The 21455-nt window shown below is 59.5% G+C and carries 22 protein-coding genes and 1 other RNA gene; 6 read left to right on the top strand and 17 right to left on the bottom strand.

The window, feature by feature from the left end:
* The 9 genes from mraY to rsmI all read right to left on the bottom strand — a co-directional run bounded on the left by mraY (window position 1) and on the right by rsmI (window position 9025).
* On the bottom strand, window positions 1-1083 hold the full coding sequence (gene mraY / locus AC1RP7_RS09350; RefSeq protein WP_015096766.1) for a phospho-N-acetylmuramoyl-pentapeptide-transferase: 1083 nt from the start codon (window positions 1081-1083) through the stop codon (window positions 1-3).
* The gene (locus AC1RP7_RS09345) at window positions 1083-2450 is read right to left on the bottom strand and encodes a UDP-N-acetylmuramoyl-tripeptide--D-alanyl-D-alanine ligase (RefSeq protein WP_090457613.1); all 1368 of its coding nucleotides are present in this window, start codon (window positions 2448-2450) and stop codon (window positions 1083-1085) included. Before AC1RP7_RS09345 ends, mraY begins: the two co-directional genes overlap by 1 nt.
* Window positions 2443-3906 (bottom strand): UDP-N-acetylmuramoyl-L-alanyl-D-glutamate--2,6-diaminopimelate ligase, encoded by a 1464-nt coding sequence (locus AC1RP7_RS09340; RefSeq protein WP_057713360.1) that lies wholly within the window; start codon window positions 3904-3906, stop codon window positions 2443-2445. Before AC1RP7_RS09340 ends, AC1RP7_RS09345 begins: the two co-directional genes overlap by 8 nt.
* Window positions 3906-5645, bottom strand: a complete 1740-nt coding sequence (locus AC1RP7_RS09335) for a peptidoglycan D,D-transpeptidase FtsI family protein (RefSeq protein WP_173677933.1) — start codon at window positions 5643-5645, stop codon at window positions 3906-3908. Before AC1RP7_RS09335 ends, AC1RP7_RS09340 begins: the two co-directional genes overlap by 1 nt.
* Window positions 5645-5938, bottom strand: coding sequence for a cell division protein FtsL (gene ftsL, locus AC1RP7_RS09330; RefSeq protein ID WP_007998257.1), 294 nt, complete (start codon window positions 5936-5938; stop codon window positions 5645-5647). The genes AC1RP7_RS09335 and ftsL overlap by 1 nt, the downstream gene beginning before the upstream one ends.
* Window positions 5935-6882, bottom strand: coding sequence for a 16S rRNA (cytosine(1402)-N(4))-methyltransferase RsmH (rsmH, locus tag AC1RP7_RS09325; protein ID WP_493181268.1), 948 nt, complete (start codon window positions 6880-6882; stop codon window positions 5935-5937). Before rsmH ends, ftsL begins: the two co-directional genes overlap by 4 nt.
* The gene (gene mraZ, locus AC1RP7_RS09320; protein ID WP_007917012.1) at window positions 6879-7334 is read right to left on the bottom strand and encodes a division/cell wall cluster transcriptional repressor MraZ; all 456 of its coding nucleotides are present in this window, start codon (window positions 7332-7334) and stop codon (window positions 6879-6881) included. Before mraZ ends, rsmH begins: the two co-directional genes overlap by 4 nt.
* A gap of 356 nt (window positions 7335-7690) precedes the next feature.
* Window positions 7691-8044, bottom strand: an RNA gene (gene rnpB, locus AC1RP7_RS09315) — RNase P RNA component class A.
* Window positions 8045-8119: 75 nt separating this feature from the next.
* The gene (rsmI, locus tag AC1RP7_RS09310) at window positions 8120-9025 is read right to left on the bottom strand and encodes a 16S rRNA (cytidine(1402)-2'-O)-methyltransferase (protein ID WP_167362876.1); all 906 of its coding nucleotides are present in this window, start codon (window positions 9023-9025) and stop codon (window positions 8120-8122) included.
* 177 nt (window positions 9026-9202) lie between these two features.
* On the opposite strand from rsmI, the gene AC1RP7_RS09305 reads away from it, so the two are divergent.
* From AC1RP7_RS09305 to AC1RP7_RS09290, 4 genes are all read left to right on the top strand, one after another.
* Window positions 9203-11014: a penicillin-binding protein activator gene (locus tag AC1RP7_RS09305; RefSeq protein WP_090457616.1), complete on the top strand. Its 1812-nt coding sequence runs from the start codon at window positions 9203-9205 to the stop codon at window positions 11012-11014.
* A complete protein-coding gene (locus tag AC1RP7_RS09300) occupies window positions 11014-11376 on the top strand; it encodes a YraN family protein (protein WP_090457618.1) in 363 nt (120 codons plus the stop codon). Before AC1RP7_RS09305 ends, AC1RP7_RS09300 begins: the two co-directional genes overlap by 1 nt.
* Window positions 11377-11479: 103 nt before the next feature.
* On the top strand, window positions 11480-12073 hold the full coding sequence (locus AC1RP7_RS09295; protein ID WP_007972584.1) for a phosphoheptose isomerase: 594 nt from the start codon (window positions 11480-11482) through the stop codon (window positions 12071-12073).
* On the top strand, window positions 12070-12648 hold the full coding sequence (locus AC1RP7_RS09290; protein WP_057713355.1) for a BON domain-containing protein: 579 nt from the start codon (window positions 12070-12072) through the stop codon (window positions 12646-12648). Before AC1RP7_RS09295 ends, AC1RP7_RS09290 begins: the two co-directional genes overlap by 4 nt.
* Before the next feature lie 162 nt (window positions 12649-12810).
* Here AC1RP7_RS09290 and AC1RP7_RS09285 read toward each other — a convergent pair whose 3' ends face one another.
* The 7 genes from AC1RP7_RS09285 to rplM all read right to left on the bottom strand — a co-directional run bounded on the left by AC1RP7_RS09285 (window position 12811) and on the right by rplM (window position 17699).
* Entirely contained in the window at window positions 12811-13224 is a 414-nt protein-coding gene (locus AC1RP7_RS09285) for a ClpXP protease specificity-enhancing factor (protein ID WP_007998247.1), read from the bottom strand.
* A 16-nt stretch (window positions 13225-13240) separates the two neighbouring features.
* Window positions 13241-13858, bottom strand: a complete 618-nt coding sequence (locus tag AC1RP7_RS09280) for a glutathione S-transferase N-terminal domain-containing protein (RefSeq protein WP_007989864.1) — start codon at window positions 13856-13858, stop codon at window positions 13241-13243.
* 150 nt (window positions 13859-14008) lie between these two features.
* Window positions 14009-14791 (bottom strand): cytochrome c1, encoded by a 783-nt coding sequence (locus tag AC1RP7_RS09275; RefSeq protein ID WP_057713354.1) that lies wholly within the window; start codon window positions 14789-14791, stop codon window positions 14009-14011.
* On the bottom strand, window positions 14791-16002 hold the full coding sequence (locus tag AC1RP7_RS09270; protein ID WP_034149536.1) for a cytochrome b: 1212 nt from the start codon (window positions 16000-16002) through the stop codon (window positions 14791-14793). Before AC1RP7_RS09270 ends, AC1RP7_RS09275 begins: the two co-directional genes overlap by 1 nt.
* Window positions 16002-16595 (bottom strand): ubiquinol-cytochrome c reductase iron-sulfur subunit, encoded by a 594-nt coding sequence (petA, locus tag AC1RP7_RS09265; RefSeq protein ID WP_057713353.1) that lies wholly within the window; start codon window positions 16593-16595, stop codon window positions 16002-16004. The genes AC1RP7_RS09270 and petA overlap by 1 nt, the downstream gene beginning before the upstream one ends.
* 268 nt (window positions 16596-16863) lie before the next feature.
* Entirely contained in the window at window positions 16864-17256 is a 393-nt protein-coding gene (gene rpsI / locus AC1RP7_RS09260) for a 30S ribosomal protein S9 (RefSeq protein ID WP_003228056.1), read from the bottom strand.
* Window positions 17257-17270: 14 nt separating this feature from the next.
* A complete protein-coding gene (rplM, locus tag AC1RP7_RS09255) occupies window positions 17271-17699 on the bottom strand; it encodes a 50S ribosomal protein L13 (protein WP_007917032.1) in 429 nt (142 codons plus the stop codon).
* 245 nt (window positions 17700-17944) lie between these two features.
* Here rplM and AC1RP7_RS09250 point away from each other — a divergent pair, with 245 nt between their 5' ends.
* Complete coding sequence (locus AC1RP7_RS09250; protein ID WP_493181270.1) at window positions 17945-18985, top strand: NADP(H)-dependent aldo-keto reductase; 1041 nt, start codon at window positions 17945-17947, stop codon at window positions 18983-18985.
* A 170-nt stretch (window positions 18986-19155) separates the two neighbouring features.
* On the opposite strand, the gene AC1RP7_RS09245 is transcribed toward AC1RP7_RS09250, so the two are convergent.
* On the bottom strand, window positions 19156-20292 hold the full coding sequence (locus tag AC1RP7_RS09245) for an acyl-CoA dehydrogenase family protein (protein ID WP_150814948.1): 1137 nt from the start codon (window positions 20290-20292) through the stop codon (window positions 19156-19158).
* A gap of 221 nt (window positions 20293-20513) precedes the next feature.
* On the opposite strand from AC1RP7_RS09245, the gene AC1RP7_RS09240 reads away from it, so the two are divergent.
* A complete protein-coding gene (locus tag AC1RP7_RS09240; RefSeq protein WP_174245557.1) occupies window positions 20514-21434 on the top strand; it encodes a GlxA family transcriptional regulator in 921 nt (306 codons plus the stop codon).
* Window positions 21435-21455: the final 21 nt, after the last annotated feature.

Genomic DNA, 21455 nt, shown 5'->3' with positions numbered 1-21455 from the left:
CTACCTCAGCTTCAGGGTGGCAAGGCCGATCAGCACGAGAATCACGGTGATGATCCAGAAACGGACGATCACGCGCGGCTCGGGCCAGCCCTTGAGTTCAAAGTGGTGGTGAATGGGCGCCATGCGGAATACGCGGCGACCGGTCAGTTTAAAAGAGGCAACCTGAATGACGACTGACAGGGTTTCCATCACGAACACGCCGCCCATGATGAACAGGACGATTTCCTGACGGACGATCACCGCAATGGTGCCCAGGGCCGCGCCCAGCGCCAGTGCGCCGACGTCACCCATGAAGACTTGTGCCGGATAGGTGTTGAACCACAGGAAGCCCAGGCCGGCTCCGATCAACGCGCCACAGAACACAATCAACTCGCCTGCGCCCGGTACGTAAGGAATCAGCAGGTATTCGGCGAACTTCACGTTACCCGACAGGTAGCAGAAAATGCCCAGGCCACCACCAACCATCACGGTCGGCATGATCGCCAGGCCGTCGAGGCCGTCGGTCAGGTTGACCGCGTTGCTCGAACCGACAATCACGAAATAGGTCAGCACGATGAAGCCGGCGCCCAGCGGAATGCTGTAGTCCTTGAGCATCGGCAGGATCAGCGTGGTCTCCACCGGCGTGGCGGCAGTCATATAAAGGAAGATCGCCGCACCCAGACCGAATACCGATTGCCAGAAATATTTCCAGCGACTCGGCAAGCCACGGGAGTTCTTCTCGATGACCTTGCGGTAGTCGTCGACCCAGCCGATGGCGCCGAACAGCAAGGTCACCAGCAGAACGACCCAGACGTAACGGTTGCTCAGGTCAGCCCACAGCAGGGTGCTGACACCGATGGACGACAGAATCAGCGCGCCGCCCATGGTCGGTGTACCCGACTTGGACAGGTGCGACTGCGGGCCGTCGTTGCGAACGGATTGACCGATCTGACGGTTCTGCAACGTGCGGATCATCCACGGGCCATAGCACAGCGACAGGACCAGCGCGGTCAGTACACCGAGAATCCCGCGCAGGGTCAGGTACTGGAAGACCGCGAAGCCTTTGTAGAACTGTTGCAGATACTCCGCTAGCAGCAGCAGCATTAATGTTTCTCCAGACTGGACCCGCACAAAGCGGCGACGACGTTTTCCATCGCAGCGCTGCGCGACCCCTTGATCAAAATGGTGGTGTTTGTGTCTTGCTCGGCGTCCAGGGCCTTGATCAGTTCAGCTTGCGTGCTGAAGTGAAAAGCCTGAGGACCGAATGCGTTCACGGCGTGAGCCATCATTGGCCCGACGGCGTACAGCGCAGAAACCTTGCCACGGGCGTACGCGCCCACGTCGCGGTGCCCCTGCTCCGCCCATTCGCCCAACTCGCCGATATCCCCGAGCACCAGGACGGTGCGACCGGAAAAGCCGGCCAGTATATCAACGGCAGCACACATGGAGGTGGGGTTGGCGTTGTAAGTGTCATCGATCACGCGCATGCCGTTGGTGGCCAGTTGCGCGACGGTGCGCCCCTTGACCGGTTGCATCGCGCCAAGGCCGGTGGCGATACCGAACAGCGACACACCCAGGGCATGGGCGGCTGCGGCGGCGGCCATGGCATTGGCGACGTTATGGGTGCCGAGCAGGTTCAATTGAACGCGCTCCACGCCTTCAGGGCTGTGCAGGTTGAACGCCGGGCAGCCGCGGGCATCGGTAGTCAGGTCACTGGCGTAGAAATCGGCGCTGGCGTTGCTCAACGCAAACGTCAGCACTTTGCGGTCACCGGCGCGTGCCTTCCAGATACCGAATGCCTTGTCGTCAAGATTGAGAACGGCGACGCCATCGGCATCCAGCCCTTCGATGATCTCGCCCTTGGCTTCGACGATTTTGTCCGGGCCGCCGAACTCGCCGACGTGGGCGGTCCCGGCATTGTTGAGAATGGCCACGTGCGGCCGGGTCAGGCCGACGGTGTAGGCAATTTCACCCAGGCGCGAGGCACCCAGTTCGATCACGGCAGCGGTGTGTTCCGGTGCCAGTTCGAGCAAGGTCAGCGGCACGCCGAGGTCGTTGTTCAGGTTGCCACGGGTCGCCAGCACCGGACCACGGGTGCGCAGAATGCTCGCAAGCATCTCCTTGACCGTGGTCTTGCCGCTGGAACCGGTGACGGCCGCGACCGGATGGGTGTAGGCGGCGCGATTGAGCGCGCCCAACTGGCCGAGGGCCTGGCGAGTGTCGCTGACCAGTAACTGCGGCAGCGTGCTGCCAGCGACTTCACGCTCGACCAGCGCAGCCACGGCGCCCTTGGCGGCGACTTCATTCAGATAGTCATGACCGTCAAAACGCGGACCGGTCAGGGCAATAAACAGCTGGCCCGGCTTGATTGCACGGCTGTCGATGCTAACGCCGTCGAAGCTGGCATCGGCGGACACCAGGCGAGCACTCAGCGCACCGGTCAGCTCACTCAGTTTCAAGGCCTTAAGCATGGGCCACCTCCCACGCGGTCAAGGCATGATCAGCCTCGACCAGATCGGAAAAGGCATGGCGTTCGCCGTTGATTTCCTGATAGTCCTCGTGACCTTTCCCGGCCAGGACAATCACGTCATCCGCCGAGGCACTGGCGATCAACCGGGCAATCGCCTGACCACGACCGGCAACGAACTCCACTTTATCCACAGCCGTGAAACCGGCGCGGATGTCATCGAAAATCACTGCCGGGTCTTCTGTGCGCGGATTGTCATCGGTCACCAGCACGCCATCGGCCAGGCGCTCAACCACTTCGGCCATCAACGGACGCTTGCCGCGATCGCGGTCGCCGCCACAGCCGAACAGGCACAGCAACCGGCCCTTGGCGTGTGGACGCAGAGCCAGCAGCACTTTTTCCAGGGCATCCGGGGTGTGGGCGTAATCGACCACCACCAGCGGCTGCGAGCCACCGCCCAAGCGCTGCATGCGCCCGGCAGGGCCTTCAAGCTTCGGCAGCACCTTGAGAATTTCGTCCAGGGCGTAATCCAGACCGAGCAACGCACCGACCGCCGCCAGGACATTGCTCAGGTTGAAGCGACCGAGCAAGGTGCTGCGCAGGTGGTGCTCGCCCTGTGGCGTGACCAGCGTGGCGCGCACGCCTTCGTCGTCGAATTGCGCCTGACGGCAATACAGGTAGGCGCTGGAGTCTTCCAGGCTGTAGGTGATCAACCGCGACTCGCGCTTGTCGGCGGCCAGTTGCCGGCCGAACTTGTCGTCGAGGTTGACCACGCGGCATTTCAAGTCATTCCAGTCAAACAGCCTGGCCTTGGCTTCGCCGTAGGCCTGCATGGTGCCGTGATAATCCAGGTGATCGCGGGACAGGTTGGTCATCACTGCCACATCGAACGCCAAGGCAGTCACGCGCCCCTGATCCAGGCCATGGGAAGAAACTTCCATCGCCACGGCCTTGGCCCCGGCCTTTTTCAGGTCCGCCAGGGTCGCTTGCACGGCAATCGGGTTCGGCGTGGTGTGCAGGCCGCTTTCCAGCGCCCCATAGAAACCCGAACCGAGCGTGCCGACCAGGCCGCAGTGCTGGCCGAGCAGGTCCAGCGCCTGGGCGATCAATTGAGTCACGCTGGTCTTGCCGTTGGTACCGGTCACGCCCACCAGGTTCAGGTGGTGGCTCGGCTCGCCATAAAAACGCCCGGCGATGTCCGACAGCTGAGCCGCCAGACCTTTGACCGGAATCAACGGCACTTCAGTGATCGGCAGGACCGTGGCGCCTTCTACTTCATAGGCCACCGCGGCAGCACCACGCTGCAAGGCGTCAACCATATGCGCGCGCCCATCGAACTTCCCGCCCGGCACAGCGAGGAACAGATCACCCGCACGCACATTGCGGCTGTCCAGGGCGAGTTCGCGAATCAGCAGATCGTGGCCGGCGTGAGGGAAAATCTTGTTCAGGCTCAGGGACATCAGCCGCGCCCTCCATTGGCTTTCAGCGGAACGACCGGTGTTGCGTTCGCTTGTTGAGTAGGTGGCAGGTTGTCCGGGGTAATGTTCATCAGGCGCAGGGTGCCCGACATCACACGGCTGAACACCGGCGCGGAAACCAGGCCGCCGAAGTAACCGGCCTTGGTCGGCTCGTCGATGACCACCACGATGGCGTAACGCGGATCGCTCATCGGGCCGAAACCGGCGAACAGCGAACGGTAGGAGTTCACGGCGTAACCCTTGGTGCCGACCGAGGTTTTACGCGCAGTACCCGACTTGCCGCCCACGTGATACGCCGGCACCTGCGCACGGAACACCCCGCGCGGGGCTTCGATCACTTGTTGCAGCATGCCTTGCATGGTTTTTGCGACGGCCTCCGGCAGCACCTGGGTGGTTTGCGGCGCCTTGTCGGTCTTGATCAGGGTCAACGGTGCAAGGCGACCGTTGTTGGCCAGGGCCGAGAAGGCGTGGACCAACTGGATCGCGGTCACGGAAACACCGTAGCCGTAGGACAGCGTGGCGGTTTCTGCCTTGCGCCATTCGCGGTAGTTCGGCAGATTGCCGACGCGCTCGCCCGGGAAGCCCAGGCCAGTGTCCTGGCCGAGGCCGACTTTCTGCGCCAGACGGAAAATGGTTTCGCCGCCGATATCGAACGCGACCTTGCTCATGCCGACGTTACTGGAATTGATCAGGATGCCGGTCAGGTCGAGCACCGGGCCTTCGGTCTTGGATACGTCCTTGATGGTGTACTTGCCAATCTGCAGGGAGCCCGGATACACCTCGACGGTATCGCTCGGTTTCCAGCGGCCGGTTTCGATGGCGGCGCTCATCGAGATCGCTTTCATGGTCGAGCCTGGCTCGAACACGTCGATCATCGCGCGGTTACGCATCATCGCCGGCTGCAGGTTGCGGCGGTTGTTCGGGTTGTAGGTCGGCTGGTTGACCATCGCGAGGATCTCGCCGGTTTTCACGTCCATGATCACCAGGCTGCCGGCCTTGGCGCCGTTCTCGATGATCGCGTTACGCAGTTCGCGGTTGGCCAGGTATTGCAGGCGCAGGTCAATGGACAACGCCAAGGGCTTGCCGGCCTTGGCGTTTTTGGTGACCTGGACATCCTTGATCAACCGGCCGCGCCGGTCCTTGATGACTTGTCGTTTACCCGGCACCCCGGCCAGCCATTCGTCATAGGCCAGCTCGATACCTTCCTTGCCATGGTCATCGATGTCGGTAAAGCCGACCATATGCGCGGTCACTTCACCGGCCGGATAGAAACGGCGGAACTCTTCGATGCCATAGACGCCAGGCACTTTGAGATCGAGCACCGCCTGGCCCTGCTCAGGCGTCAGCCCGCGCACCAGATAAATGAATTCCTTGTTGGCCTGCGCTTCAAGGCGCTCGGCCAGGGCTTTCGGGTCCTGCCCCAGGGCAGCCGCCAGTGCCGGCCACTTTTCTTTGGCCGTTTGCATTTCCTTGGCATTGGCCCAGAGGGTGGTGACCGGAGTACTCACGGCCAAAGGCTCGCCGTTACGGTCGGTGATCAGACCACGGTGAGCCGGAATCGGAATATGACGAACACTGCGGGCATCGCCCTGACCTTTAAGGAAGGCACGGTCGACCACTTGCAAATCGATGATGCGCCAGGCAATCGCGGCCACCATGATGCCGAGCAAACCCAGCACCACGCGGAACCGCCAAGGAAAGAGTGCACCTTCGAGTTTCATCATGGCGCCACCATCTTCACGTCAGCGGCACCGGGGATGTGCATTTTCAATTGTTCGGTGGCCAGCACTTCGATACGGCTGTGGGCGGTCCAGGTGCTCTGCTCCAGAATCAACCGGCCCCACTCCGCCTGCGCCTTGTCGCGCACGCTCAGTTCGTTGTACAGCGAATTCAATAGCTGACGGTTCCAGTGCGCGCTGTAAGACACGCCGATGGCCGACACGAGCACGCCGACAAACAGCAGCAGCATGAAGAAGCTTCCGCCGGGCAATGGCTTGGCGAAAAGCTTGCTCACCGCAGCTTCTCCGCCACACGCATGACGGCGCTACGGGAACGTGGGTTGGCTTTGAGTTCGGCGTCGGAGGCCGTCTGCGCTTTGCCATGGACTTTGATTTTCGGTTCGAAGGCGACATGCCGAACCGGCAGGTTGCGCGGCAGGTTGTCGGCTTCGCCTTTCACCAGTTTGCGCATGAACAGTTTGACGATACGGTCTTCCAGCGAATGGAAGCTGATCACCACCAGGCGACCGCCCACTTCCAGGCACTCCAGCGCGGCTTCGAGGCCGGTTTCCAGATCACCCAGTTCGTTGTTGACGTGGATACGCAACCCCTGGAACGCGCGGGTTGCGGGGTTCTTGCCCTTTTCCCAGGCTGGGTTGGCGACTTTCAGGACTTCCGCCAGGTCACCGGTGCGCTCGAATGGCTTGATGTCGCGACGTTCGGCCACAGCACGGGCCATGCGGCCGGAGAAACGCTCTTCGCCGTATTCCTTGAACACCCGGGCGATTTCTTCCACGGGCGCGGTGTTGACGAATTCGGCGGCGCTGATGCCACGGGACGGATCCATGCGCATGTCCAGCGGACCGTCGTTGAGGAAGCTGAAGCCACGCTCAGGGTCGTCGAGCTGTGGCGAGGACACGCCAAGATCCAGCAACACGCCGCTGACCTTGCCGTCCAGACCGCGTTCGGCGACTTCCGAACCGAGCTCGGCAAAGCTGCGCTGCACAACGACAAAGCGGCCGTCTTCGGCCGCTAGCGTCTGCCCGGTGGCAATCGCTTGTGGATCTTTATCGAATCCGAGCAACCGACCATCGGGACCGAGCTGACTGAGGATCAACCGGCTGTGTCCGCCGCGCCCGAACGTGCCGTCCAGATAGCAGCCATCAGGACGTACGGCGAGAGCCTCGACGGCTTCGTCAAGCAGTACGGTGATGTGGTTAAAGCCGCTATCAATAGTCACAGGATCAAATCACGCAGTTCATCAGGCATCGCGCCCGGTTGTTGAATGGCAGCCAGGTCAGCGGCAGAAACCGCGTTCCAGGCATCCTCGTCCCACAATTGGAACTTGTTCAGTTGGCCTACCAACATCGCGCGCTTATCCAACTTGGCATATTCACGAAGACGCGGCGGAACCAGAAAACGACCACTGCCATCGAGCTCGAGGTCGACGGCATTACCAATCAGTAAACGTTGCAGGCGGCGGTTCTCTTCGCGAAGCGAAGGCAGTGCGCGCAGTTTGGTTTCAATAATTTCCCACTCATCGAGGGGGTAAACACACAAACAAGGATCAACGGCATCAATTGTCACGATCAATTGCCCGGAACTGCGCGAATCGAGCTCGTCACGGTACCGGCTCGGCATTGCGAGACGGCCCTTTGCATCGAGACTGATAGCGTTGGCTCCGCGAAACACGTCTGCGTTTCTCCAAATTCTAGCGTTTTGAGTTCAAAAAACCCACTTCATGCCACTTTCCGCCACTTGCGCACACTATAGGAATGCGCCCACCACACCGTCAAGGCGCGGAGTAAAGGAAAACCCTTACAGAACTGAGATTTAGGAGCATTAACGGAGGGACAACGAGAATCCGGCAGATGAAACTGATCGATAACTTGAATCAGCACAGAAGGCTGCGTTCGAAAGTTAAAGTAATTTATTAAGAGTAAGATTTTTTTGGTATTACAAAAGAGGTTCTGCGGATGAATGTGTAAGGAGGGAAATTGCTATCACCCAACCCCCTGCTCAATGATTCAAGCAGAGGAAAGAAAAAGGTGGAGAGTCGATCTGTAAGCCGGGTTCTGTCTTGAACAGTCATTCGTCTACGATGGCCATCACTGGACATCTTTAGCAACCTACCCGGTCCCAGCGCGGGCCACGCCTTGGGACCCTATTTGGTCTTGCTCCAAGTGGGGTTTACCTAGCCACGAACTGTTGCCAGACGTGCGGTGCGCTCTTACCGCACCTTTTCACCCTTACCGGCGCCGAAGCGCTTAGGCGGTTATTTTCTGTGGCACTTTCCGTAGGCTCACGCCTCCCAGGCATTACCTGGCACTTCGCCCTATGGAGCCCGGACTTTCCTCCCCCCCCTAATTTTCATAGGGGGCAGCGACTGTCCGATCGACTCTCCGCCGCGAAGGTTACCGGCAGAGCGCCCGAAGAACAAGCACCAAGCGCCATTGGGCACGCCTGCGCGTCGGGTTTTACTCGCCCTTCTGCTGATCCAGCGCGATTTGGTACAGCACATTCTTTCGCTCGCCGGTGATTTGCGCCGCCAATGCCGCCGCACGCTTGAGCGGCATTTCTTCAAGCAACAGGTTGAGGATGCGCATCGCCTCGCTGCTGACGGCACCTTCCTCTTCGGGCGCGGACCAGCCCGCCACCAGTACCACGCACTCGCCGCGCTGCTGGTTGCTATCCGACTCGACGAACTCGCGCAGCTCAGCCAGCGGCAGCCCCTTGAGGGTCTCGAACGTCTTGGTCAGCTCGCGGGCAAGCAGCGCCGGGCGCTCTGGACCGAACACCAGTTCCATGTCTTGCAGACATTCGAGGATGCGATGCGGGGCCTCATAGAAGATCAATGTGCGAGGCTCTTCCTTTACCTGCTCGAGACGCGCACGTCGCCCCACAGCCTTTGCAGGCAGAAAACCTTCGAATATGAAGCGGTCGGAAGGCAGCCCTGCTGCCGACAGCGCTGCAATCAACGCGCAGGCACCCGGAACCGGCACTACATTAATGCCCGCTGCCCGGGCCTGCCGCACCAGGTGATAACCCGGATCGGAAATCAGCGGCGTCCCGGCATCCGAGATCAACGCCACATTGTCACCGGCAAGCAGACGAGTGATAAAGCGACTACCTTCATCCCGCTCATTGTGTTCATGGCAGGCCGCCAATGGCGTCGCAATGCCGAAGTGCTGCATCAAGCGCTGGGAATGACGGGTGTCTTCCGCGGCGATCAGGGCCACTTCACGGAGAATCTTCAGCGCCCGCGCACTGATGTCATCCAGGTTGCCGATGGGCGTCGCCACCACATAAAGCGAGCCAGCAGCGGAATTCAAAGCACCTGGAGCAGTCAAAGCGCACACCTCATGGTCGGTAAAAGTCGCCATTGTAGCGCGTAGCGAGACTCACGATACCCGCAAGCAAACGAGGTATCGGTGACCGTTTGTGCGCTGGCGCAACATTTACACCAGCTAAATTGATCGATTCACGCCAGTAACATCGCGCCCCGGCCAGTGCTTGGGTACAATTCCACGCTAATTTGATCGAGTATCAGGAACGCTTACATGATCGCTTGCCTGCGGCTGTTATCTGCCCTCTGCCTCGCTGCCTTGCTGACGGCTTGCGCCAGCTCGCCCTCCTCCAGCCTTGGCGAGCTTCCACGGACACCGGACGCCAGTATCGAGCAACTGCTTGAGAAGGCCTCCCAAAGCAAATCACCGGAAGATGCCGCCCTGCTGCGCCTGAGCGCTGCCGACCTGGCTTATCGCCAGGGCAATGCCGGCCAATCCGCGCAAATTCTGCAACAGGTTCCTGTCGAACAGCTCAAGCCGGGCCCACAGGTTTTCGCCAACACCCTGGCGGCGGAACTGGCCATGACACGCAATCAGCCCAAGGCCGCGTTGGCCGCCTTGAGCCATCCGAGCCTGCAATACTTGAGCGAACTGCCCGAGGAACAACAGGTCCGCACCGGCACCATCCACGCCCGCGCACTTGAAGCCGATGGCCAGACCCTTGCCGCCGCTCGCCAGCGCATTTTCATCGCCCCGATGCTCGAAGGCGAAGCCGCGAGCAAAAACCACGAAGCCATCTGGACCCTGATCGCTTCGCTGCCGACCAATCAGTTGCAGCCAAGTGCCACCGACGATCTCGGCGGCTGGATGGCCCTGGCACTGGCCGTGAAATCCGCCGGCACCCTGGAGCAGCAACAGGCCGCCATCGACAACTGGCGCGCGCAGAATCCGAAGCACCCGGCAGCCATTCAATTGCCGCAGCCACTGACCCAACTCAAGGAGCTGGCCAGCCAGCCCCTGAACAAGATCGCCCTGCTGCTGCCTCAGGACGGCCAACTGGCCTCGGTTGGCAAAGCGCTGCGCGACGGCTTCATGGCCGCCCACTACCAGGCCCAACAGGCCGGGCAGAAACCACCCGCCATCGAGTTTTATGACAGCTCGCGCCTGACTTCCATGGACGAGTTCTACCGCAAGGCCCAGGCCGATGGCGTGCAACTGGTCGTCGGCCCGCTGGAGAAGCCGCTGGTCAAACAGCTGAGCACTCGCCCGCAGTTGCCGATCACCACCCTGGCATTGAATTACAGCGAAGGCGATCAAGGCCCGGCGCAGCTGTTCCAGTTCGGCCTTGCCGCTGAAGACGAAGCCCGCGAAGTGTCGCGCCGCGCTCGCGCCGACGGCCTGCATCGCGCAGCCATCATGGTGCCGAAAGGTGAATGGGGCGACCGCGTGCTCAAGGCGTTCAGCCAGGATTGGCAAGCCAATGGCGGCACCATCGTCGCCACCGAACGCGTCGACCAACCGGTCCAGTTGGCCCAGCAAATTGCCGACATGTTCCAGCTGCGTCAGAGCGAAGGTCGCGCCAAGAGCCTGCAAAGCACCGTTGGCTCGCAAGTGGCTGCCCAGCCATCGCGCCGCCAGGACATCGAGTTCATTTTCCTCGCCGCTACACCGCAACAGGCCCAGCAGATCAAACCGACCCTGAACTTCCAGTACGCCGGCGATGTTCCGGTCTACGCCACCTCCCACGTGTTCAGCGCCAACGGTGACGTCAACCAGTACAACGACATGAATGGCATTCGCTTCTGCGAGACGCCATGGTTGCTGGACGCCAATGATCCACTACGCCGCCAGGTCACTGCCCAGTGGCCACAAGCCGCCGGTAGCCTGGGGCGCCTGTATGCCATGGGTGTGGACGCCTATCGTCTGGCGCCACGCCTGGGCCAGCTCAAGTCACTGCCGGACAGCCGCATCGACGGTGAATCGGGCAGCCTTGGCATGTCCCAGAGCCAGCGGGTCGTGCGCCAGTTACCATGGGCCGAGTTCGCCAATGGCCAGATTCAGCGCCTGCCGGACACCGCTCGCTGATGCCTGACAGGTCACGCCAGCAAAGCGGCAAGGATGCCGAGCGCCATGCGCTCGAGCATCTTCAACAACAGGGTCTGCGCCTGCTGGCGCAGAACTGGTTGTGTAAACGCGGCGAGCTTGATCTGGTCATGCTAGATGGCGATACAGTAGTATTCGTTGAAGTCCGCTACAGAAAAAACACTCAATGGGGTGGCGCGCTCGATAGCATCGATGAGCGCAAACGGCAAAAACTGATTTTCGCCGCGCAATATTATCTTCAGCGCGAGCCGCGCTGGGCCAATTCCCCTTGCCGCTTCGACGTGATTGCCATCGACAGCCACCTCGATCAGTTGAACTGGCTACAGAATGCCTTCGACGGCTGATCGCCGGCATTGCGAACCGGACACTATCACCCAACATTTTGCTCTTTGCTTTGCGGGCTGCACATTCACGTGCCGAACAGCCGCGCTACTTAAGGTCACACAGATGGACATGCAATCCCGAATTCGCCAGCTTTTTCAGGCCAGTATCGACACCAAGCAACAGGCGATGGAAGTACTTGCACCGCACATCGAGCAAGCCAGCCAGGTCATGGTCAACGCCCTGCTCAACGAAGGCAAAATGCTTTCCTGCGGCAATGGCGGCTCTGCCGGCGATGCCCAGCACTTCTCCTCCGAGCTGCTCAATCGCTTTGAGCGCGAACGCCCAAGCCTGCCGGCCATCGCCCTTACGACCGACAGCTCGACGATCACCTCGATTGCCAACGACTACAGCTACAACGAAATCTTCTCCAAGCAGATCCGTGCACTCGGCCAACCGGGCGATGTGTTGCTGGCTATCTCCACCAGCGGCAACTCGGCCAACATAATTCAAGCGATTCAGGCCGCACATGATCGCGAAATGATTGTCGTAGCATTGACGGGACGTGATGGCGGCGGCATGGCGTCGCTATTGTTGCCCGAGGACGTCGAGATTCGCGTACCGGCCAACGTCACCGCTCGTATTCAAGAAGTCCACCTGCTGGCGATCCATTGCCTTTGCGACTTGATCGACAGCCAATTGTTCGGGAGTGAAGAATGACCCCTAATCGCCTTGGCCTACTGGCCTTGACCCTGTGCCTCAGCATCAGCGGCTGCACCTCGGTGGTGACTGCCAGCCGTGAAGCACCGATTGAAGATGACCGCGGCACTCGCACACTGGGCAGCAAGATCGACGATTCCCTGATCGACACCAAGGTTGGCGTGAACGTCGCCAAGGCCGACCCAGCCCTGGATAAGGATTCGCATATCGTCGTCACCAGCTTCAACGGTGTCGTACTGCTCGCCGGGCAAACGCCACGCGCAGACCTCAAGGCCAAGGCCGAACAGGCTGCCGCCGCTGTCCAGCGCGTGAAAAAGGTGCACAACGAACTGCAAGTCCTGCCACCCTCTTCGTTGCTGGCACGCCAGAACGACACCTGGCTGACCACCAAGATCAAGACCCAGATGCTCGCCGATGCGAACATCCCTGGCTCGCGCATCAAGGTAGTCACTGAAAACGGCATCGTCTACTTGCTGGGCCTGCTGACCAAGCAGGAAGCCGCGCAGGCGACCAACCTGGTGCAAGGGGTTTCCGGTGTGCAGAAGATCGTGAAATTGTTCGAGTACATCGACTGATCTACATCTTGTAGGAGCGAGCCTGCTCGCGAAAAACGTCCGGTGAATGCACTCATTCAGACAGCCCGCGTCATCGTTCACGCCCATCGCGAGCAGGCTCGCTCCTACATCGCTTGAAGGCGGTGGAATAAAAAAGGGTGACCCTTGCGGATCACCCTTTTTTTATTTCACCACCTTCAAACTCGGTCGACCGCTTGGACGCGGCGGCTCACTGTCGGGTGGTGGAAGATCGTCATCCGGCTCGATCTCGTCGTCCTCGCCCATGGGCGATTCCAGATCGAACACCATGCCCTGACCATTCTCCCGGGCGTATATACCCAGGATCGAAGCAATTGGCACGTACAAAGTGTGCGGTACGCCACCAAAGCGCCCCTCGAAACTGACCGCCTCGTTATCCATGTGCAAGTGACGCACGGCTTGTGGCGATACGTTCAGGACGATCTGTCCGTCACTGGCAAACCCCTGAGGCACCTGCACCGACGGGTACTCGGAATTGACCAGCATGTGCGGGGTGCAATCGTTGTCCACAATCCACTCATAGAGCGCGCGGACCAGATAAGGTCGACTGGAGTTCATAACGGCTCCTTAAGCCTTAGCGCATGTCGCGTTCGACACCAGACAGACTCGCCTGGAAAGCCTCACGCGCAAACTGGCGCTCCATATAATCAAGCAGCGGCTTCGCCGGCCGCGGCAGTTCTATACCCAGAATCGGCAATCGCCAGAGTATTGGCAATAGGCAGCAATCCACCAGACTTTGTTCCTCACTGAGGAAAAACGGTTTGTCGGCAAACAGTGGCGACACACCCGTCAGGCTTTCGCGCAACTCTTTTCGAGCCACGGCGCGAGCCGCTTCCTTGGTCCGCGAATCCAGAATCAGGTCCACCAGACCACACCAGTCTCGCTGAATGCGGTGCATCAGCAGGCGACTGTTGGCACGCGCCACGGGATAAACCGGCAGTAGCGGCGGGTGCGGGTAACGCTCATCCAGATATTCCATCACCACAGTCGACTCCCACAACGCCAGGTCGCGATCGACCAGCGTGGGCAAGCTGCCATAAGGGTTCACCTCAATCAGTTTAGGTGGCTGGCGACCAGCCTCCACGTAAATGATCTCGGCGCTGACACCCTTCTCTGCCAGTACGATGCGCACTCGGTGGGAATAGTGGTCGGCGGGGTCGGAGTAACAGGCCAACCGATTGGTCACGCCCATGGCGATCCTCCTCGCTTGTAGAAATTATCGAAAGCGGAAAAACGAGCGCGCCCAGAGGGCGCCTCCCGTAACGACTGGATCACCAGTTTCGCTACATCTTCAGAGGCGCCCTTGGGCGCGCGCGATTAACAGCAATAGCTTGAAGCTTTATCAGTGCACGTCTTTCCAGTATTCGCGCTTGAGCAGGTAAGCGAAGACGAAGAAGAACGCCAGGTACAACAATACGTATGTACCGATGCGCTGATGTTGCAGCTTAACCGGGTTAGCCGAGTAAGCCAGGAAGGTTACCAGATTCTTGACCTTCTCATCGAACTGCTCTGCAGTCAGGGCACCGCTTTTCGGCACGATGGTCAACTGATCGCACGCTTCATGAGTCAGCGCCGTACCGGTCAGAGGATCATATTGCTTCTTGCCGTCTTCGACGATCTGAACCTGTTTGCAACCCACCACCTGGCGACCCTGCAAGCCGACCAGGACGTTAGGCATGCCCACGTTCGGGAAGACCTTGTTGTTCACACCCCATGGGCGCGAAGGATCTTCGTAGAACGACTTCAGGTAACCGTAAAGCCAGTCAGTGCCGCGAACACGGGCAACCAAGGTCAGGTCCGGTGGCGCTGCGCCAAACCAGGCCTTGGCGTCCGCTGGCTGCATGCCGATGCTCATGTGATCGCCGATCTTGGCGCCAGTGAACACCAGCTTCTCGAGCATCAACTCATGGGGAATGCCCAGGTCGTCGGCAACACGCTCATAGCGCTGGAACTTGGCACTGTGGCAACCCATGCAGTAGTTGGCGAAGGTACGCGCGCCGTCCTGCATGGCCGCTTTATCGGAAACGTCGATGTCGACTTTTTCCAGCTCGGGGCCACCGTGTTCAGCTGCGAAAGCAAACACTGGCAGTGCAGCAAGCATCAATACAGCAAATAGTTTTTTCATCAGCCAGTCACCCTTTCCGGAACCGGTTTGGTCTTCTCGAGCCTGGTGTAGAACGGCATCAGAATGAAGTAGGCGAAGTACAGGAAGGTACACACCTGCGACAACAGCGTACGGCCTGGAGTCGGAGCCAGAACACCCAACACGCCCAGGATCACGAACGAAATGCAGAACACCCAGAGCCAGATCTTGCTCAGCCAGCCTTTGTAGCGCATCGACTTGACCGGACTGCGGTCGAGCCACGGCAGGACGAACAGCACGGCGATGGCCGCGCCCATGGCGATCACGCCCAGGAGCTTGTCCGGAACCGCACGCAAGATGGCGTAGAACGGAGTGAAGTACCAGACCGGAGCAATGTGCTCTGGGGTCTTGAAGGCGTTCGCCACTTCAAAGTTCGGCTTTTCGAGGAAGTAGCCGCCCATTTCCGGGAAGAAGAACACGATCGAGCAGAAGATGAACAGGAACACCACCACGCCGACGATATCTTTCACGGTGTAGTACGGGTGGAAGGCAATGCCGTCCAGCGGTATGCCGTTTTCGTCCTTGTGCTTCTTGATGTCCACGCCGTCCGGGTTGTTCGAACCGACTTCGTGCAACGCCAGGATGTGCAGCACCACCAGACCCAGGATAACGATCGGCAGGGCAACCACGTGCAAGGCGAAGAAGCGGTTCAGGGTAATACCGGAAATCAGGTAGTCACCACGAATCCACTGGGTCAGGTCGTTGCCGATGACCGGGATCGCACCGAACAGCGAGATGATCACCTGTGCACCCCAGTAGGACATCTGGCCCCACGGCAGCAGGTAGCCCATGAAGGCTTCGGCCATCAGCGCCAGGTAGATCAGCATGCCGAAGACCCACACCAGTTCACGCGGCTTCTGGTACGAACCGTAGAGCAGGCCACGGAACATGTGCAGATAGACCACGATGAAGAACGCCGAAGCGCCGGTGGAGTGCAGCAGACGCAGGATCGAGCCGTACTCGACGTCGCGCATGATGTATTCGACGGAAGCGAATGCCTCTTCCGCCGACGGGGTGTAGCTCATGGTCAGCCAGACACCGGTAACGATCTGGTTGACCAGAACGAGCAGCGCCAGGGAGCCAAAGAAGTAGAAGAAGTTGAAGTTCTTCGGAGCGTAATACTTGCTGAGATGGTCTTCCCACATCTTGGTGGCGGGAAAGCGCGCATCAACCCAATCCATGAACTTGCTCATCACGCTTTCTCCGTATCGACGCCAATGATAATAATTTCATCGGTCTCATAGGAATGCGGGGGAACTGGCAGGTTCAAAGGCGCAGGCTGCGACTTGTAGACGCGACCAGCCAGATCGTAGTGGGAACCGTGGCAAGGGCAGAAATAGCCGCCTACCCAGTCCTTACCCAGATCCGCAGGTGCCACTTCGGGACGGAAGGTCGGCGAGCAACCCAGGTGCGTGCAGATACCGATCAGCAGCAGGACCTCGGGCTTGATCGAACGGGTTTCCGGATCAACGTAAGTCGGTTGTGTCGAGTTCTTGGAGGCCGGGTCAGCGAGCTGGCCCTCGATCTTCTTAAGATTCCCCAGGATTTCCTGTGTACGGCGGACGATGAACACCGGCTGGCCGCGCCACTCAGCAATCATCTGCTGGCCTGGCTCGATTTTGCTGACATTCACTTTCACCGGTGCACCTGCGGCTTTCGCCTTGGCACTGGGAAACCATGACCCCACGAACGGGACCGCAGCCCCCACCGCTCCTGCAGCACCCACCACGGATGTGGCTGCTACCAAGAAGCGACGCCGGCCTGCATTCACGCCGTCATTGCTCATTCAGTCCTCTCCCATCAGCTTTGTGGCCTGTTAAATCAGGCATCTACTAAGTAAAACTATGTACTTATAAAAATTTTGCCGAATGGTAATGAAAAGCCCCAATTCTGACAAGGTAATTACCGGAACCCATCACCCCCAAGCCTTGTAGTATAGGGTGTCTGCGGATGTGGCAAGTTGTCACAGCGCAATTCTTTGATAAATCGCAGACATAAAAAAACGCCCAGCTCCGTGAGGAAACTGGGCGTTCTTTTTTGAACGTGAAAGCGAATTAACGCTTCGAGTACTGCGGACGCTTACGCGCTTTACGCAGACCGACTTTCTTACGTTCAACTTCACGAGCATCGCGGGTTACGAAGCCGGCTTTACGCAGGGCGCTGCGCAGAGTCTCGTCGTAGTCCATCAGAGCACGAGTGATACCGTGGCGGATTGCGCCAGCCTGACCACTCACACCACCGCCGATCACGGTGACGTAGATGTCGAACTTCTCGACAGTCTCAGTCAGCTCCAGCGGCTGACGAACTACCATGCGGGCAGTTTCGCGGCCGAAGAAGTTATCCAGCGAACGGTTGTTGATGGAGATGTTACCAGTACCCGGACGCAGGAAAACGCGTGCGGTTGCGGTCTTGCGACGGCCAGTGCCGTAATTTTGAGTCGCCGACATAATGTACTATTCCGTTAAAACTTCAGTTCTTGGGGCTGCTGAGCAGTATGTGGGTGTGCAGCGCCCGCATAGACTTTCAGCTTACGGTACATGTCGCGACCCAGTGGGTTCTTAGGCAGCATGCCTTTAACCGCGGTCTCGATCACGCGCTCAGGGGCCTTGGCGATCAGCTTTTCAAAGTTGATCGACTTGATGCCGCCCGGGAAACCGGAGTGGGAGTAGTACATTTTGTCAGTGGTTTTAGCACCGGTAACACGAATCTGCTCAGCATTGATTACGACGATGTAGTCGCCGGTGTCAACGTGAGGAGTGTACTCAGGCTTGTGCTTGCCACGCAGACGGCTCGCGATTTCGGTGGCCAGACGACCCAGGGTCTGACCAGCAGCGTCGACGACAAACCAGTCGCGCTTTACTGTTTCCGGTTTAGCAGTAAAAGTTTTCATTCTTTATAGCCTCAGGGGCCGCCCTGTAAATTAGACGGCGGATCTTACTGAATAGTGCGTACTTTGACAAGTCAAAGGCAGCCGGATACAGACGCTTTCGGGGGCTCGGGTCGGCGCGTCCGTTCAACGGCAAGATTCTTCGGCGGCGGCGCATCACTTCCACTGCAGAAAGAGGTGCGCAATTATGCAGATTGCGAAAAATAATTCAACCTGCTTTTATGATTGTTTTGCCCAAGGAGCACCCGATGGACTATCGCCAGCTAGGCCGAACCAATCTGAACGTGAGTGCCCTCTGCCTCGGAACCATGACCTGGGGCGAGCAAAACAGCGAGGCAGACGCCTTCGCCCAGATTGAGCGGGCCAAGAGCGCCGGGATCAACTTCATCGACACCGCCGAGATGTACCCGGTGCCACCCAAGGCCGAAACCTACGCAACCACCGAACGCTACATCGGCAATTATTTCAGAAGCCGCGGCGATCGCGCCGACTGGATCCTGGCCAGCAAGATCGCCGGCCCCGGCAACACCATCGACTACATCCGCGACAAAAACCTGCGCCACAACCGCCAGCACATCACCGAAGCGGTGGATGCCAGCCTCCAGCGTCTGCAGACCGACTACATCGACCTGTACCAACTGCACTGGCCGGAGCGCAGCACCAACTTCTTCGGGCAACTGGGCTACAAGCACAAGATCGAAGCCAACCTGACGCCTCTGGAGGACACCCTTGAAGCACTGGACGAGCAGGTCCGCGCCGGCAAGATCCGCCACATCGGCCTGTCCAACGAGACGCCATGGGGCACCATGCGCTTCCTGGCCCTGGCCGAAGCCCGTGGCTGGCCGCGCGCCGTGTCGATCCAGAACCCGTACAACCTGCTCAACCGCAGCTTCGAAGTCGGCCTGGCGGAAATCGCCATCCGCGAGCAATGCGGCCTGCTCGCCTATTCGCCGCTGGCGTTCGGCTTCCTGTCAGGCAAGTACGAAGGTGGCGCCCGCCCGCCAAAAGGTCGCCTGAGCCTCTACAGTCGCTTCAGCCGCTATTTCAACCCACAGTCGGAAGCGGCATGCAGCCGTTACGTGGCCCTGGCTCGCGAGCACGGCCTGGACCCGGCGCAAATGGCCCTGGCGTTCGTGACGCAGCAGCCGTTCGTGACCAGCAATATCATTGGCGCGACGACGATGGAGCAATTGGAGAGCAACATCGCCAGTTTCGACTTGAAGCTGTCGGAGGAAGTGCTGGAAGGGATCGAGGCGATTCACATGGATCATCCGAATCCTGCGCCTTGATTGATCTTTAAAACCAATCGCGGGCAAGCCCGCTCCCACAGGTCTATCTATTATACACCTCTCCACGCCCACGAAGCTAGGTCTGTTATCTGGCAAGCCCGCTCCCACAGGTTCGGTGATACCTGTGGGAGCGGGCTTGCCCGCGATGGCGTCCGCCCGGTCAGCGCAAATCAAAGCGACCGCGCAATAATCTCCTTCATGATCTCGTTCGTCCCGGCATAGATCCGCTGCACCCGTGCATCCGCCCATGCCCGCGCGATCGGGTACTCCCACATGAACCCGTAGCCACCGTGCAACTGCACGCACTCGTCGAGCACCTTGCACTGCAGGTCGGTGCCCCAGTACTTGGCCATCGCCGCCGTCGGCACATCGAGCTTGCCTTGCAGGTGCAGCTCCAGGCAACGGTCGACGAAGACACGGCCGATCTGGATTTCCGTGGCCATCTCCGCCAGCTTGAACCGGGTATTCTGGAAATCCGCGATCGACTTGCCGAATGCCTTGCGCTCACGGGTGTAGTCCAGCGTCCATTGCAGCGCCGCTTCGGCTGAAGCCAGCCCGCCAATGGCCACCGTGAGGCGCTCCTGGGGCAACTCCTGCATCAGGTAGGCAAAGCCCATCCCGGCCTGACCCAGCAGGTTTTCCTTGGGCACACGCACGTCCTGGAAGAACAGCTCCGAGGTGTCCTGGGCTTTCATTCCGACCTTCTCCAGGCGCTTGCCCTTGTCGAAGCCCGGCGTATTGGCTTCCACCAGAAACAGACTCGTACCCTTCGCGCCAGCCTTCGGATCGGTCTTGGCGACGACGATCACCAGATCGGCCAGGTAGCCGTTGGTGATAAAGGTCTTGGAGCCATTGATCACGTACTCATCGCCATCGAGCACGGCCGTGGTTTTCACCCCTTGCAGATCGGAACCGGCGCCCGGTTCAGTCATGGCGATCGCGGTTACCATCTCGCCGGACACCAGTTTCGGCAGGTATTTGTGCTTCAGCGTCTCACTGCCGTAATGCAGGATGTAGGGCGCCACGATGTCCGAGTGCAAGGAAAAACCGATGCCGGTCAGGCCAAGTCGCCCCACTTCTTCGATCACCACCGCACTGTAGAGAAAGTCCGCCCCCAGGCCGCCGTACTCTTCCGGCAAGTGCGAGCAAAGCATCCCCGCCTCCCCTGCCTTGTTCCACAGTTTGCGGTCGATATAGCCTTGTTTTTCCCATTGCCCATGGAACGGCACCGCCTCTTTTTCGAGGAACGTCCGCACGCTGTCGCGGAAAAGCTCGTGCTCGGAACTGAACAGGGTTCTGGGGATCATGCGGCACCTTTTCTTTGTTTTTAGAAGGAATTGACCTTCAGAGACTATGCCTCGCTTCCGATACAGGACACTGGACACATCCGACAAAAAATAAGACGATCCAGCCGTCTGGTGACCACTTCCCCCTATAAAAATAAAGTTGAATTATGTCTAACCAAGCCTCCACGCCCCTGCGGCGCGTCAGCATCCTGGCCATCGACCGGGTTTTCGCTTCCACCCTCATGCAAGCCAAGGATTTCTTCCACCTCGCCAGCCTGCGCTACGGCAAACAGCTGGGCCAGGGCCTGACACCGGCGTTCGAAACCCGCCTGGTCAGCCCCGATGGCAAACCGGTCAACACTTTCAGCGATGTGATGATTCCGGTGGATGGCGGACTGGAAAACGCCGACATCATCGTTCTTCCCGCGTTCTGGGACGATTTCGACAACCTCAGCAAACGTTACCCGCAAATCCTGCCCTGGCTGCGCCAGCAACATGCGCGCGGTGCCGTACTGTGCGGCGAGGCCACTGGTGTTTTCTGGCTGGCCGAAGCCGGGCTGCTCAATGGCAAGGAAGCGACCACCTACTGGCGCTTCTTCAATGCCTTCGCCGAACGCTTCCCCAAGGTCCAGCTCAATCAGGACAAACACCTGACCGATGCCGACAACCTGTACTGCGCCGGCGGCACCACCTCGGCATGCGACCTGTACATTTACCTGATCGAGCGCTTCTGCGGCGCCAACGTGTCCCAGGCCGTAGCCCGAGACATCCTCTATGAAGTGCAGCGCAGCTATTCACCGGGACGGATTGGATTCGGCGGGCAGAAACTGCACCAGGACGTGATCATCCTGCAGATCCAGCACTGGCTCGAAGAACACTTCGCCGACAAGTTCCGTTTCGAGGACGTCGCCCGCGAACACGGCATGAGCATCCGCAACTTCATGCGCCGCTTCCAGACCGCCACCGGCGACAAGCCACTGCATTACCTGCAACGCCTGCGCATCGAAACCGCCAAGGGCTTGCTGTCCGGCAGCCGCAAGAGCATCAAGACCATCAGCTACGAGGTTGGTTATGACGATGCGAGCTTCTTTGCGCGGCTGTTCCGCCAGCACACAGAGTTGTCGCCGAACCAGTATCGGCAGCAGTTTCAGCAGGCTGCATAGCCGAACACCAACCGAATATGG

It is taken from the genome of Pseudomonas sp. GW822-FHT01E03 (assembly GCF_058802985.1).
The sequence above is the reverse complement of the archived record's forward strand: the minus strand, read 5'-3'. Positions and strand labels throughout refer to the sequence as shown.

Excerpts from the sequence above, each read along its gene's own strand:
- mraY (WP_015096766.1), bottom strand. The coding sequence starts at position 1,083 with ATGCTGCTGCTGCTAGCGGAGTATCTGCAACAGTTCTACAAAGGCTTC.
- AC1RP7_RS09345 (WP_090457613.1), bottom strand. The coding sequence starts at position 2,450 with ATGCTTAAGGCCTTGAAACTGAGTGAGCTGACCGGTGCGCTGAGTGCT.
- AC1RP7_RS09340 (WP_057713360.1), bottom strand. The coding sequence starts at position 3,906 with ATGTCCCTGAGCCTGAACAAGATTTTCCCTCACGCCGGCCACGATCTG.
- AC1RP7_RS09335 (WP_173677933.1), bottom strand. The coding sequence starts at position 5,645 with ATGAAACTCGAAGGTGCACTCTTTCCTTGGCGGTTCCGCGTGGTGCTG.
- rsmI (WP_167362876.1), bottom strand. The coding sequence starts at position 9,025 with ATGGCGACTTTTACCGACCATGAGGTGTGCGCTTTGACTGCTCCAGGT.
- AC1RP7_RS09305 (WP_090457616.1), top strand. The coding sequence starts at position 9,203 with ATGATCGCTTGCCTGCGGCTGTTATCTGCCCTCTGCCTCGCTGCCTTG.
- AC1RP7_RS09300 (WP_090457618.1), top strand. The coding sequence starts at position 11,014 with ATGCCTGACAGGTCACGCCAGCAAAGCGGCAAGGATGCCGAGCGCCAT.
- AC1RP7_RS09295 (WP_007972584.1), top strand. The coding sequence starts at position 11,480 with ATGGACATGCAATCCCGAATTCGCCAGCTTTTTCAGGCCAGTATCGAC.
- AC1RP7_RS09290 (WP_057713355.1), top strand. The coding sequence starts at position 12,070 with ATGACCCCTAATCGCCTTGGCCTACTGGCCTTGACCCTGTGCCTCAGC.
- AC1RP7_RS09285 (WP_007998247.1), bottom strand. The coding sequence starts at position 13,224 with ATGAACTCCAGTCGACCTTATCTGGTCCGCGCGCTCTATGAGTGGATT.
- AC1RP7_RS09280 (WP_007989864.1), bottom strand. The coding sequence starts at position 13,858 with ATGGGCGTGACCAATCGGTTGGCCTGTTACTCCGACCCCGCCGACCAC.
- AC1RP7_RS09275 (WP_057713354.1), bottom strand. The coding sequence starts at position 14,791 with ATGAAAAAACTATTTGCTGTATTGATGCTTGCTGCACTGCCAGTGTTT.
- AC1RP7_RS09270 (WP_034149536.1), bottom strand. The coding sequence starts at position 16,002 with ATGAGCAAGTTCATGGATTGGGTTGATGCGCGCTTTCCCGCCACCAAG.
- petA (WP_057713353.1), bottom strand. The coding sequence starts at position 16,595 with ATGAGCAATGACGGCGTGAATGCAGGCCGGCGTCGCTTCTTGGTAGCA.
- rpsI (WP_003228056.1), bottom strand. The coding sequence starts at position 17,256 with ATGTCGGCGACTCAAAATTACGGCACTGGCCGTCGCAAGACCGCAACC.
- rplM (WP_007917032.1), bottom strand. The coding sequence starts at position 17,699 with ATGAAAACTTTTACTGCTAAACCGGAAACAGTAAAGCGCGACTGGTTT.
- AC1RP7_RS09250 (WP_493181270.1), top strand. The coding sequence starts at position 17,945 with ATGGACTATCGCCAGCTAGGCCGAACCAATCTGAACGTGAGTGCCCTC.
- AC1RP7_RS09245 (WP_150814948.1), bottom strand. The coding sequence starts at position 20,292 with ATGATCCCCAGAACCCTGTTCAGTTCCGAGCACGAGCTTTTCCGCGAC.
- AC1RP7_RS09240 (WP_174245557.1), top strand. The coding sequence starts at position 20,514 with ATGCAAGCCAAGGATTTCTTCCACCTCGCCAGCCTGCGCTACGGCAAA.